Here is a 12660-nt window from a genome sequence, read left to right on the forward strand (position 1 = left end):
CCTGCATAAAATCATTATTGATATGAGTATTGCTGAGCATGTACACAGCCTGCAGCAGCATCTGGCGCAGTATGGACTGTACCCGGTGCCTGCGGATGGCGACCGTGGAGAAGCAGAGGTATTTAAGATCTGCTTTTTAAATAAGTATGAAATGCAACGCTGGCAGGCGCTGAGAGAAAGTGAAGCGCAAACTGCAAGTATTGGTGCATCTGCATTGATCAATAAAAACGAATGAACATCAGGCGGAAGCCTATGTATATACCAGACGGGGCGCGGAAGTATGGAGGTTTACCTGCTGAGGTCCGCCTGAGAAAACCAAACCAACCAGTACTTTTTTTCATAACGTGGAATTACAGGTTAAACACACACGGGTGTTGTTCAGCACTCGTAACTTTTAAAATAAAACGCTTAACATGGAACGGAAGACCATTCTATGTTAAGCGTTTTGTTTATCTGGCAGTTACTGGCTTATTTCTGCACGTAACTTTCCAGTGGCAGCCTGTTTGAAATAGATCTTGCCAGTGTCATCTCATCTGCATATTCCAGCTCTCCGCCAAAGGCGATACCACGTGCGATCGTAGTGATCTTAACCGGGAATTCCTTTAACTTCTTTGATAGATAATAGATGGTTGTGTCACCTTCTATTGTAGGACTGAGCGCCATGATGATCTCTTCTACTCCCTGTTGCTGTACTCGTTCTACCAGTGAATAAATATTCAGCTGGTCCGGTCCGACGCCATCAATAGGGGAGATGATCCCGCCCAATACATGATACACGCCATTGAACTGTTGCGTGTTCTCGATCGCCATCACATCCCGGATGTTCTCTACCACACACACCAGCGCCTTATTACGGGAGGGGCTGCTACATATACTGCATACCTCCTGGTCAGAAACGTTGTGGCATACTTTACAGAACTTGATCTGTTCCCGCATACGGGTCACGACGTCACCGAACAGTTTTACCTGCGCCGGGTCCTGCTTCAGGAGGTGCAATACCAGGCGTAACGCTGTTTTCTTGCCTATACCCGGCAGCCGCGCAAATTCATTAACTGCATTTTCTATCAGTGCGGAGGAAAATATCATACTGTAAAATTAACTCAATTGCGAATGATGCATTACGATTTGTTCATCCGGTGGGCCGGTATCGTAACGGTACTAAAAGCTGGCCTGGATCTTTACGCCCCAGTTGGCTTTTATATTTTCCTTTTTCGGCATACTGATCACCCGTTCCGGTTGCTTCTTGGGCGTGCCATAGTAAACGCCACGGTCCCATTTACCGTTGTTATTATCATCCAGTAATATCCATACTTCGTATTCTCCGGGGGTAATACGCTTTTGCACCCAGGAGTTACGTACGATCTTACCGGAGTACTTCACTTCTTTGTTTACAACGAGCTGTGCGACATAATGCATTGTATCACTGATCGCAGCCTTGGCGCTATCACTGAGGGTGAGTGTCAGCATGGCTTTTCCATAGTCAGATTCCTTCTTGGCGGCGAAATTGATCGTATCCGCTTTGGTCGGTTGTAAGCCGGTGGTATCTGCTACAGCTTCTTTAGGGATGATCAGCCGGTAGGGCTTACCTTCTTTCCAGTCATAGTGCACCAGCAGCTTGGTGCGGGTAGAATCGAAAGAAGTGGTAAAGGTGACTGGCGTGAACAGGGTATCCTGTGTGAGGCTGAATGCCGTACTATCCAGTGTTTTAATAGGTGCACTGAATGTAATCAGCAAAGGCTGACCCAGTTCCTGTTTATTATCTGTCAGATCAGGTGATATATTCAGATAGCGCTTTTTCTTCTTGTCTTTCTCTTTGTCCTTCTCCTTCTTCTCGGCATCCTCTTCAGCTACCGGTTGCTCTTCCGGAGCAAATTCATCAGGCTTCCTGAGTGTACTGTCCTGCTCTGTAAACAGCAGCATGGTGATATTACTCAGGTTCTTATCTGTCAGATGCAGCAAACTGTCACTGAAGGCGATCATCTCTTTGGGTTGGGTATACTGAAGATCTCTGTCTTCTTCTTTCAGCGCAAAGAGTTTATAGTCACCGGGAGCCATATTTCTGAACCAGAAAGCGCCATTTCCTTTGGAACGGGCAAAGTATACTGGTTTCTCCTTAGAGACAACAGAGTCGGTGTTATTGCGGTAGATCATGACAGAGACGTTGCTGTCCGGTTTACCTGTCTGTGCATCTATGATAAAACCCCGTACCTGGAGGGAATCCAGATAGTCGCCGGTGGAAATGACATATTGAAAATCCTGTATGGGATTATTCTCGTTGTTATCACGGATGGCATCACCAAAATTGAATGTGTAGGTTGTATTTTCCTGTAGCGTGTCCTTGATCTCCATGGTCACCGTCCTCAGTTTAAAGGTGACTGAAGGGGTACGTTTGAGGGTCGGAGACACGATCAGTTTCTCGAATACGTTGTCTACCTGCACAAACTCATTGAAAGTGAAGTACACTTTCTTACTCTTGAAATGAAGTGTGGAATCCGCGGGACTGATATCTACCAGCCTGGGCGCCAACGTGTCCTTCGGGCCGCCACTTGGAGGTACGATATTGGCACAGCCAGGAAACAGAAATATACAGGCGCTTATCACTATCAGCCAGTTAGCCCAGCAACGGAAATTATGAGTCATCATTTGAGTGTATTATTCCAAAAACCGGTTCCAAAGATCAAACTCCCATCAGTAATATCCAAATCTGCCGATAATAGGCCATTTCCGGCGGACGGCCAGGGCATTCTCAACTATCAGGCAGGGGGTGCTGCAGCCGGTCGGGCAGGTAGCTGATATCTGCCTCATCTGCATCACTGATGTCGTGCAGGGTTACATATAGCTTGTTCTCCTTTACAAAATTGCACCAGACACAGTCCTTTTTACCGCAACCGGTATAAAACTCCCTGTTCTGGATCCTGGTCCAGGCAGATACGATCTGGTCGGTTACCAGGTGTACGTCCTGGGGGGAGATCACCACTTTCTCCCGGTGATAATGCTTTTGCTTATTCGGTTCAATGAAGTCGAACTCTGTACTGACCACCTGCCAGTTCTTCTGCTGGTAGTTATCCAGGAGTATCTTATAGAAAACGGCCTGTCGCCAGTAGTCGCCTCCATGAGGATGCTGCTGGTCGGGACGCACGAATTTCTGGTATTCTTTGATGGTTTTTTCATAATCGCCGGTCTTGTAATCAACGACATTGACCAGGTTACCGTCAAATTCAAGTTTGTCGATCTTGCCTTTTAGAGGAACACCGCTGACCACTACATTACGAATATTTCTTTCTACGCTAACCACCTTATTCCAGTGTGGTAGCCATTTATCGTAGTAATGATCAAGAATCTCCCTACCATATTCCAGTCTTCTTGACAGGGACTCGCGGGTGAAGCTCTCCCTGTTACGCAGCATACTCCAGGTAAAATCCCTGATGAATGCTTCTTTGGATGGGAACTCATATCGTCCGCTGTCCTGCATTTTCTGAAAGAGTTTTTCCAGTGCATAGTGTACAGCAGATCCGAACGCTGTCGCTTCTGAACGGCCGGAGGGCACCCGGACGAGGTTTTTATAGTAGAAGCCCAGGGGGCAGTCCAGGTAGTTATTGAGTGCAGTTACACTCATGGTAAAACCAGCCAGGAGATTGTCAATGAAAGAAGCATCATCAGCAGCTATCTGTGGTGCTATGCCCCGGGTGTATTGCAATGATTCGAACCTGAATAACACTTCTGCCGGAATGGTCACCTTTTCTACTGTCAGCGGGTGCTGGTCCAGTATTTCAGTAATAAACAGACTAGGCTCCAGCGGTTTGCCATCTGTTTTATATTCAGGATAACTGATATAGAGGAATTGCTCTGCACGGGTCATGGCCACGTAGAACAGGCGCCGCAACTCCTGTTCATCAGTACTGGTGACGGTTGTGGTAAAGAGTGTATCAGGATAGGAGAAGCCGGTATTCCCCCTGGTATTTTCTTCCCAAAGATGTGCATTTGCGCCGGCAATGAACACATATTCAAACTCCAGTCCCTTAGCCCCATGGGCGGTCAGCAGGTTGATACCGGTCTCTTTACCTGAGATGTGTACAACCGGGATGATAATCCCACTATGCTCCATGAGTCGGACGGTATCCATAAAAGGCACCAGTGCCAGGTCTGGATTACGGTGCGTTTCTTCTTTGACAAAATCAAAGAGGGCCTGCAGGACCTTCATAAGCCAGGCCTTTTCAGGCGAGTGCATCACATGAGAGAGGATGCCGCATTCATTGATAATAGCTGCAAACAACTGTTGCAGGGGAAGATTATGAGCGTCTTTGATCAGCTTCTCCATGGTGTTGGAGAAGTCGGCCAGCGCCTGTTCAGGTGCTGGTGTGAACAGTGTCAGGTGTCTTGTCTGTGCCCATTCCTGCAGGTACTGCCGCATGGAAGATTTTTCCCTGTACCCTTTTTCCGCTGCGCGGATACTGATCTTAGCTATTTCTATGGCCGGAATGTCGTAAAAGTCATAGTGCAGTATGGAGAACAGGAGCTCGTCACCACTATAGGGTGTATCGATCTCCCTGGCAATGTAACGTAGTATAGTCAATACCTTACGGGCAAAGGGGATATCAAAGAGATTCAGGCTGCGTTTAGAGTAAAAAGGCAGTTGCTGCAGCCGGCAGTAGTGTACCAGTTCTTCCCCATATTTGTTTTCCCGGTAGATCACGGCAATGCTACCAGGTTTTACCCCACTATCCAGTAAGCCAGCGATATGTTGTGTAATACCGGCCATTTCATCACGCGGAGTATGATACCGCCTGATGACCGGGTAGGAAGGCGCCAGGTCGGTCCCTTTCACCGCAATCAGCTTTTTATTAAGGCCGTCAAGCTGATTGACCAGGCGTGATTTGCCATTATGGGCAATCAGTGACATGGCTACATCCAGAACGGGTTGTACGGAACGATAGTTATATGTTAGTACGATAGTATGTAACTGGCTGGCAAAGGTTTCGGCAAACAGTGCCATGTTCTCAATACTGGCGCCCTGGAAGCGGTAGATGGACTGATCATCATCACCCACTACGAAAATATTGGGGTTTTGCTGGTCACCAGTGAGCAGTTGCACAAGTTTGTTCTGTATGCCACTGGTATCCTGGTATTCATCAACAAGGATGTACTGGTATTTTTCCCGGTAGTCGGCCAGCAGATCCGGATGGTCTTCGAAAGCGCTGGTCACCCAGTTGATCATGTCATCAAAGTCATAACGGTTTGCAGCGAGCATTAACTCCGTATATACAGGAAACTGTTCGACAGCAGCCTGTAGCCGCACCATTTTTTCTTTTTCCCGGGCGATCTTATCCAGGCGGAGGTCTCCTTTGGAGTAAACACCAGCGGCCTTTTTGGCCATGAAGTCATCCCGAAAGGGCAGACTTTCCATGTAGCTGACGATAGCTGCCTTGACATACTCCACCGTCCAGCCCTCCTTTTTCATGGAGGAAAAAAGATGGGCCAGGTTTTGCATGTCATAGTATACATCGCCTCTGTAGCGTTTGAGCGGATTGTCTTTTGTGAAACCGTCAATCAGTTTTTTCAGCAGCTGTACTTTCTCCAGTTCTGAGACAGGGTCCAGCTTATGTTTGTCAAACAGGCCGAGATTATCCTGAATGACTTCATGGCAGAACGAATGGAAGGTATGAATATTGACACGGTAGGCATCAGGGCCGAGGAAGCTGGTGAGGCGTTTACGCATGGCAATGGTACCAGCATCGGTATACGTCAGGCAGAGAATGTGCTGCGGATGATAGCTGGTATCCTGCAGGATCTTTCCGATACGGGAGGCCAGTATCTGGGTTTTGCCCGTGCCAGGGCCGGCAATGACCATAACGGGGCCTTCGGTCTGGTCAACGGCCTGACGCTGCTGCCTGTTCAGGCGGGCATATATTTCCCTGAAATGATGTTGGTACTGATCTCTGGACATGACTATATTTGAAGCCGGCTTACCGGGTCGCACAAAACACAATATGAAGTTATGGCAAAAATCTATCGTTTACAGTATGAACAGGTATTAAATACCAGCATGGAAGAGGCCTGGACTTTCTTTTCCAGGGCAGAGAACCTCGAGAAGATCACACCGGCATACATGCGGTTTGACGTGACGTCTCCGGCTACAAATAAACCGGTATATGCAGGGCAGGTGATTACGTATATTATCCGTCCGGTACTGAGTATTCCCGTACGCTGGATGACGGAGATCACACACGTGGTGGAAGGGAAATACTTTATTGATGAGCAGCGGGACGGTCCGTACCGGTTATGGCATCATCAGCATCATTTTGAGGAGGTGCCGGGTGGCGTGAAGATGACAGATATTGTGCATTACTCAATGCCACTGGGTATATTAGGTAAGCTGGCCCATGCGCTCTTCGTGCAGCGGCAGCTGCGGGACATCTTCCGCTTCAGGAAAGAGGCGGTGGAGCGTTTATTCGAGAAGCGGTCATAGCAAGAATATGTTATAACAAGAAATTGACGTTTAATGATTAATAGTTTATCTTAGTTTTCTCTTAAACCTATAACATTTGCAGCAGGCAGCCGTCCACATAGACGATTATCTCATTACCGAACGCCTCATTGCCGGAGATCACCATGCGCAGGAATGGGTTTACGACCATTACAGTCCGGCGTTGTATAGCATTATTTTGCAGGTAGTGGGAGATACCCATAAGGCGGAGGATGTACTGACAAGACTGTTCGTTCAGATATTCAAGACTATTCGGACATACCGTGATTCCGGGAACACCACATTATTCGGATGGATGATGCGCATAGCGCGCGAAATGGCTGTATTAGAGGCCGTTGATACCAATGACAGTGATATGGGCAATGAAGTTGTAAAGGCAGATGGCAGCCTAATACAACGGTTTTCCAACAGATTACCCGCACAGGGGAGAACTATTTTTCATTTATGTTACTATAAGGGTTTACCAAAAGAGGCTGTTGCTCGTATATTAGGTATACAAACAGAAGAAGTGACCACCCAGCTAAGGGAGATCATGGTACAATTCAGAAAATTTTTAGGGGAATAATTGGATCTTAATCATTACATACAAAGCGGGATCATCGAAAGTTACGTACTCGGGATCGCCACGGCCAGTGAAATGGAAGAGCTGCAGCATATGCGCCGGCTTTATCCGTTACTGAATGCCGAAATTATGGCGGTGGAAAGACGTATCGAGAGAACAGCACTTGCAGAAGCAGTGTCGCCATCCCCCTATCTGAAAGAACGTATTTTCCAGCGCATTAACTGGCGGGATGATGTCCCTCCACCACCAGGAGGCGATCAGTCAAGATATACGTTTATCAACATCCAGTCAAAGGACGGGCAGCATATCACTGTGCATAAATGGTGGCGTCTGTTCTTTATTGTGACCTTTATACTCTCCAAGGTGTGTCTTTTCTTTGCGATCTATTTCTTCCTGAAATATCAACAGGCGCAGGAGCAAAAACAAGCCGAAGCATTGCGTACTGCAGGGCAGGTAGTGACGCCAAAATAATCCGATATTTGTGGTAACAAAGGTATATATACCTAACGTTGTTAAAATAAGCCGCTCATTATCAATCAGATGGGTGTTCAGGAGAGGCGTGTCGTGATTTTAATTTGGAAATGAATTAGGTTATTTTGACATTTGAAAGCTGAATGCAGCCGACACGTTTCACCTGGGAATAAGATTAACCGTTACCATTATCTAATAAGTTTTGCCTTTTGGATCTTCACGATTACATAGAAAGTGGCGTTATTGAAAGTTATCTGCTTGGACTCGCTTCAACTGAAGAAGTGCAGTTATTAGACCGTATGCGCAGTCTTTATCCTGAGCTGAATACAGAGATCGCCGCTACTGAGTATAAGCTGCAAAAGCTGATGCAGGAGGAGGGCGTTACGCCACCAGCAAAAGTGTGGAATAAGATAGCTGAAAGAATTGCGCCGCATAACCGGGAGGGATACTACTCGCGGACAGGTAAGCAGCAGGGTGGTGCGGACCCTTTGACGTATGTGTTACAGCCCCGTAACAATACTATTACCGTAAGCATCTGGTGGCGTTGTGGTTTTATTGCATTAGTCGTGATCGTAATGGCACTGCTGGCCAGTAGTATTTATTTTTATCAGCAGTTCCGTAATATGGAAGAGAGGCTCATGCGTTTATATCCTGCGGCGGTAGAACAACGATCTCCGGCCCATCAATAAGCGATTTGGTACGTTTCTTGTTTTTTCCCACCTTGCGTCCCGTAATGCCTTGCATTACTGACAATTTAAACATCAAAATATTTAGACATGAAACACCTTACACTAGCAGTATTATGCCTGGTAGCATCTGTATTTGCCATATCCTGTAAAACGCAGTCTGGCGCCGCAACAACCACAGAACAGAGCGCCAGTGAAGGCTCCGTGAAAGGCAACTGGGTTATAACTGATATTACATTTGACGGTATTCCAAGAGGCTCTAAAATAACTGTGTTTGATGAAGCATCGGTTAACTGCTTCAAAGGCAGCCAGTGGGTATTGCCATCCAACAACAATGGTTCCTACACCCTGTCTTCTACTGAAGATGGCTGTAATACTGCTACACAGGCTATCGTATGGTCTATCTACAAACAGGGTGGTGCTAACAGCTTCCAGTTCAAAAAGGTTGGATCAGGCGTTAAGGCAAAGAATGTGACTGAAGGTTACCGTGTAGATGTTGCTTCCCTGACCAATACCACGATGGTATGGAGAGCAGCAGTTAGCTTCGAAGGTAAGACTGGTTATATTGTATATACCCTGCAACGTTCCTAGTACGTAGCTGGTTATACGCTCTTATAAAGAAACGCTTAACAGATTACATAACGCATCGTTGTGTAGCCTGTTAAGCGTTTTTATTTCGTATGGTGATCAGCTATCGAAGTTACCATCCGTTTCCCCTGCCTGTTCCCCCGCATGCTGCCTGGCATAACGCATGAATAACTGAGCAAGTTTATCCTGCTGCCCCTGGAGATAGATGAAGTGGAACTTCCTGACGAGCCGGAAATTCTTCACCGGCAATATTTTAAATTCACCTGCTTCCAGTTCCCTTTTCACCGCCTGTAATGAGATGAATGCAGCACAGGGCGCATGATGCAGGTATGACTTGATACTTTCCGTACTGCCCATATACATGGCGATCTGCAGGTCCGTCAATTTCAGTTTCAGTCTTTTCAGTTCATCAGTGATCACCTCAAGCGTACCGGAACCCTGTTCACGCATCAGCAGCGGAATGGACTTCAGTTCATTCGCCCCCAGCGGCCCCTCTCCATAGTCATATTTCACATTGCCGATCAGTGCGATTTCATCTTTTGCAAACTCCACATACTTCAGCACCGGGTTTTTGGAACGTCCTTCTATAAGCCCCAGCTGGATTGTTTTATCCAGTAATGCCTGTTCCATCTGTTCTGTGTTGCCGGAAATGAGGGATGCAGTTACTTCCGGATAACGCTGATTGAAGCGGGCAAGAACGGGAGGAATAAAGTACTGCGCAATGGTTGTGCTGGCACCGAGGGAGAGCAATCCACCCTGTTCATGTTTGAGCTGATTGATCTCATATTCCAGGTGACGATAGCTGGTGAAGATATCATCTGCATGTTTGAGCATGATCTGCCCGGCACGGGTGATCTTGATCTTGTTGCCGATACGCTCAAAAAGGGCCATGCCGAGCTGTTGCTCTAATTCATGAATATGTTTGGTCACGGCCGGTTGGGAAATGAACAGTTCTTCTGCGGCCTTTGTGAAGCTAAGCCGTCTGGCCACTGTGTAAAATACTTTTAACCTGAAATCCAACATTGGCTAAATGTACGAAGAAAAAAAGCGGTTATCCTACCAGGGTAAGATAACCGCTTTTGAAAAATGTATAGTCGCTGACTATGACTTTTGTTCTGCCGGAGTTTTTTCTTTATTGTCTTTGAAACGCTTGTCAGGAGTGCCGTCCTTCTTGCGCGGACCTTCTGGCTTAGCGTCTTTGTTGTCTTTGTTTTCCTTGTTGTCTTTGAAACGTTTGTCAGGGGTACCATCTTTTTTCACCGGACCCTGTGGTTGTTGTTTACCATCTTTGTTTTCCTGATTTTCCCTGAAGCGTTTATCTGGAGTACCATCTTTTTTCATTGGTCTGCCAGTGCTATCTATAGCTGGCTTGTGTGCTTTCTGACCTGGTTTCTCCGCCCTGTGCTCTGCCTTTTGTTTTTCGGGAGTGCTGGTGGCAGGTTGCTGTGCAACTGCGATGGTAGCACCCATTAAGAATGCTAATACACCTGTAACAATCTTTTTCATCTTACATGTTTGGTTAGGTATTAGACTTAGAGATGAAAGAAATGTTTAATGAGTGGACGTAGGAAGTAATAATATTTATTTCAATGTATTAACGTAGTGATTTGCAAGTTCTTGAAACGTAGTTTCCGCAAGAGATTGCGTATTGCTACGCTTGACAATACCTCTTTCGTGGTAGTACCTTTGTATCACCTGACAAAGTATAGTTAACCTCAAAAGTTTGGTAACCCCATCACTTTATTTGATGGTTAAAGAGTGTGAATGTTGAGGAAACGCACAATTCGATTGTCTGACGAACATAAAAACCCCCTTTATTGATTCTGAGTCATCCTGTTAACCTTGAATTAAAAAGGCCCCGCGTAATGCGAGGCCTTTTCCTTTTTAGTTATTTGTGTCTACCCACATCCCATTCTCTTTGATCAGCGTGATGAGTTCATCCACAGCGACTTCACTATTGAGGCCCCGTTTCACCACTTCTTTACCTCTGTAGAGTGTGATCTTGCCAACACCACTGCCCACATATCCGAAGTCGGCATCAGCCATTTCTCCGGGACCATTCACAATACAACCCATGATAGCGATCTTAACGCCTTTCAGGTGATTGGTAACAGCTCTGATCTTGGCGGTCGTTTCCTGCAGGTCAAATAGTGTGCGGCCGCAGGACGGGCAGGAAATATATTCAGTCTTCGAGATACGGGTACGGGTGGCCTGTAAGATCCCGAAGGCGATATTGTTTAATAAAGCATGTCCGGGCGTATTTGCGCCGGTCGTTTCACTGATCAGCCACAGGCCATCTCCAAATCCGTCCAGCAGCAATGCACCTGTTTCTGTCGCATAGTGTATCAGGTGTTCATCGGCGCTATTGGCTTCAGCCATACATCTCAGTATGACCGGTTGTTGGATCTGACGTTCCAGCAAGGTGATGAAGGTGCGTCTTACTTCCGGCATGGCGTGCGTATTGGACGCATGCAGGCATAATACAATAGTATGGTCAGTCGCCATCTGGAGCAGTAATGCTTCCGGCAGTGCAATACCTGTGTTATGCTCTATGAAATTGATGACAGGGGATCTGTCAGTCGCCATCAGGTATTCTTCCGCAGAGAACAGCGGCATATATTTTCCCTTGTCAGCTGCATCTTTCCAGATCGTGTGTGGTACGATCACTTTGAGGGTACCTGGTAAAGCGAAAGTGAGCAGTTCACGGGAGAAGATATAATCGGCTGCCGCATCTGCAATATTCCATTTGTCAGTTTCCTCATTGTAACTATAACCAACAGGCAGCAGGTGTGCTGGTGTAATGCCTGTTTCAGTACCGAAATCAGCAATGACAACAGGGACCTGTTTCCCTCCTATATTATTTACTGCAATACTTTCCCGGCGTTTGTATTCGAAAGGTGAATAGGGCACCTGGGTCACGGCAGGAATGGGCTCGTGTGCTGAACGGGTATTATACCGTTTCACCAGGTCGCGGCATACGGGCAGTTCGAACTCCGGATCTTCGGTGAGTGATACGCGTACAGTATCACCGATACCATCTTCCAGCAGGGTACCAATGCCGACGGCTGATTTGATACGACCATCTTCACCATCACCTGCTTCTGTTACACCGAGGTGCAGCGGATAGCAATGACCCAGCTGATCCTGCATGGTGTGCACCAGCAGGCGGTAAGCCTGTACCATTACCTGTGGATTGCTGGATTTCATGCTCAGCACGATGTTCCTGAAGTGCAGGTCTTCCGCTATACGGAGAAATTCCATGGCACTTTCCACCATTCCCATCGGCGTATCGCCGTAGCGGCTCATGATACGATCGCTCAGGGATCCATGGTTTGTACCGATGCGCATGGCAGTGCCATGCTCCTGGCAAATTTTAACCAGTGGCGTAAACTGTTTGCGGATACGGTCTATTTCTTCCTCGTATTCGCTGTCTGTATATGTAAGTGTTTCGAATTTCTTCTTATCAACGTAGTTACCCGGGTTGATACGCACCTTTTCTACGATACGGGCAGCAATTTCAGCTGCATTAGGCGTGAAATGGATATCTGCTACCAGCGGAGTGGTATATCCTCTTTTGCGCAGCTCATTACGGATAGGTAGCAGGTTTTCTGCTTCCTTTTTGCTGGGGGCTGTGATACGTACCAGCTCGGCACCCGCTTCAATACAACGGATCGCCTGTTCCACAGTACCGATGGTATTCATGGTATCGGTGGTGGTCATGGTCTGAATACGTATCGGATTATTATTTCCGATCAGCAGGTCTCCAACCTTAACTTCCAAAGTGGCCAGCCTCTTATATTCTGTCAGTGAATTAGTATATAGCTGCATAAAAACAAGTCCAAATATGTAACAAAGGTAATGAACTGCTA

12 protein-coding genes are annotated in these 12660 nt (G+C 46.8%); 6 read left to right on the top strand and 6 right to left on the bottom strand.

Annotated features, from left to right (window positions below):
- Positions 1–22 precede the first annotated feature (22 nt).
- Complete coding sequence (locus tag GWR21_RS20050; protein ID WP_162333469.1) at positions 23–235, top strand: peptidoglycan-binding domain-containing protein; 213 nt, start codon at positions 23–25, stop codon at positions 233–235.
- A 233-nt stretch (positions 236–468) separates the two neighbouring features.
- On the opposite strand, the gene recR is transcribed toward GWR21_RS20050, so the two are convergent.
- From recR to GWR21_RS20065, 3 genes are all read right to left on the bottom strand, one after another.
- Positions 469–1086, bottom strand: coding sequence for a recombination mediator RecR (gene recR / locus GWR21_RS20055; RefSeq protein ID WP_162333470.1), 618 nt, complete (start codon positions 1084–1086; stop codon positions 469–471).
- Positions 1087–1158: 72 nt separating this feature from the next.
- Positions 1159–2643 (bottom strand): Ig-like domain-containing protein, encoded by a 1485-nt coding sequence (locus GWR21_RS20060; protein ID WP_162333471.1) that lies wholly within the window; start codon positions 2641–2643, stop codon positions 1159–1161.
- A 103-nt stretch (positions 2644–2746) separates the two neighbouring features.
- A complete protein-coding gene (locus GWR21_RS20065) occupies positions 2747–5944 on the bottom strand; it encodes an ATP-dependent helicase (RefSeq protein WP_162333472.1) in 3198 nt (1065 codons plus the stop codon).
- Positions 5945–5995: 51 nt separating this feature from the next.
- Between GWR21_RS20065 and GWR21_RS20070 the strand changes: the two genes are divergently transcribed.
- From GWR21_RS20070 to GWR21_RS20090, 5 genes are all read left to right on the top strand, one after another.
- On the top strand, positions 5996–6466 hold the full coding sequence (locus GWR21_RS20070; RefSeq protein WP_162333473.1) for an SRPBCC family protein: 471 nt from the start codon (positions 5996–5998) through the stop codon (positions 6464–6466).
- 76 nt (positions 6467–6542) lie between these two features.
- Positions 6543–7049, top strand: a complete 507-nt coding sequence (locus tag GWR21_RS20075; RefSeq protein ID WP_162333474.1) for an RNA polymerase sigma factor — start codon at positions 6543–6545, stop codon at positions 7047–7049.
- Positions 7050–7517 (top strand): hypothetical protein, encoded by a 468-nt coding sequence (locus tag GWR21_RS20080; protein ID WP_162333475.1) that lies wholly within the window; start codon positions 7050–7052, stop codon positions 7515–7517.
- 209 nt (positions 7518–7726) lie between these two features.
- On the top strand, positions 7727–8206 hold the full coding sequence (locus tag GWR21_RS20085) for a hypothetical protein (protein WP_162333476.1): 480 nt from the start codon (positions 7727–7729) through the stop codon (positions 8204–8206).
- An 87-nt stretch (positions 8207–8293) separates the two neighbouring features.
- A complete protein-coding gene (locus GWR21_RS20090) occupies positions 8294–8794 on the top strand; it encodes a lipocalin family protein (RefSeq protein WP_162333477.1) in 501 nt (166 codons plus the stop codon).
- A gap of 96 nt (positions 8795–8890) precedes the next feature.
- On the opposite strand, the gene GWR21_RS20095 is transcribed toward GWR21_RS20090, so the two are convergent.
- The 3 genes from GWR21_RS20095 to ispG all read right to left on the bottom strand — a co-directional run bounded on the left by GWR21_RS20095 (position 8891) and on the right by ispG (position 12571).
- Positions 8891–9814, bottom strand: coding sequence for a LysR substrate-binding domain-containing protein (locus GWR21_RS20095; RefSeq protein WP_162333478.1), 924 nt, complete (start codon positions 9812–9814; stop codon positions 8891–8893).
- Positions 9815–9892: 78 nt separating this feature from the next.
- Positions 9893–10297, bottom strand: coding sequence for a hypothetical protein (locus GWR21_RS20100; RefSeq protein WP_202928967.1), 405 nt, complete (start codon positions 10295–10297; stop codon positions 9893–9895).
- A 378-nt stretch (positions 10298–10675) separates the two neighbouring features.
- Entirely contained in the window at positions 10676–12571 is a 1896-nt protein-coding gene (gene ispG / locus GWR21_RS20105) for a (E)-4-hydroxy-3-methylbut-2-enyl-diphosphate synthase (protein WP_238429906.1), read from the bottom strand.
- Positions 12572–12660: the final 89 nt, after the last annotated feature.

The organism is Chitinophaga agri (assembly GCF_010093065.1).
Taxonomy (GTDB): Bacteria; Bacteroidota; Bacteroidia; order Chitinophagales; family Chitinophagaceae; genus Chitinophaga; species Chitinophaga agri.

Coding starts and splice junctions, on each gene's coding strand:
- GWR21_RS20090 (WP_162333477.1), top strand. CDS start 8,294: ATGAAACACCTTACACTAGCAGTATTATGCCTGGTAGCATCTGTATTT.
- GWR21_RS20050 (WP_162333469.1), top strand. CDS start 23: ATGAGTATTGCTGAGCATGTACACAGCCTGCAGCAGCATCTGGCGCAG.
- recR (WP_162333470.1), bottom strand. CDS start 1,086: ATGATATTTTCCTCCGCACTGATAGAAAATGCAGTTAATGAATTTGCG.
- GWR21_RS20095 (WP_162333478.1), bottom strand. CDS start 9,814: ATGTTGGATTTCAGGTTAAAAGTATTTTACACAGTGGCCAGACGGCTT.
- GWR21_RS20060 (WP_162333471.1), bottom strand. CDS start 2,643: ATGATGACTCATAATTTCCGTTGCTGGGCTAACTGGCTGATAGTGATA.
- GWR21_RS20070 (WP_162333473.1), top strand. CDS start 5,996: ATGGCAAAAATCTATCGTTTACAGTATGAACAGGTATTAAATACCAGC.
- GWR21_RS20100 (WP_202928967.1), bottom strand. CDS start 10,297: ATGAAAAAGATTGTTACAGGTGTATTAGCATTCTTAATGGGTGCTACC.
- GWR21_RS20065 (WP_162333472.1), bottom strand. CDS start 5,944: ATGTCCAGAGATCAGTACCAACATCATTTCAGGGAAATATATGCCCGC.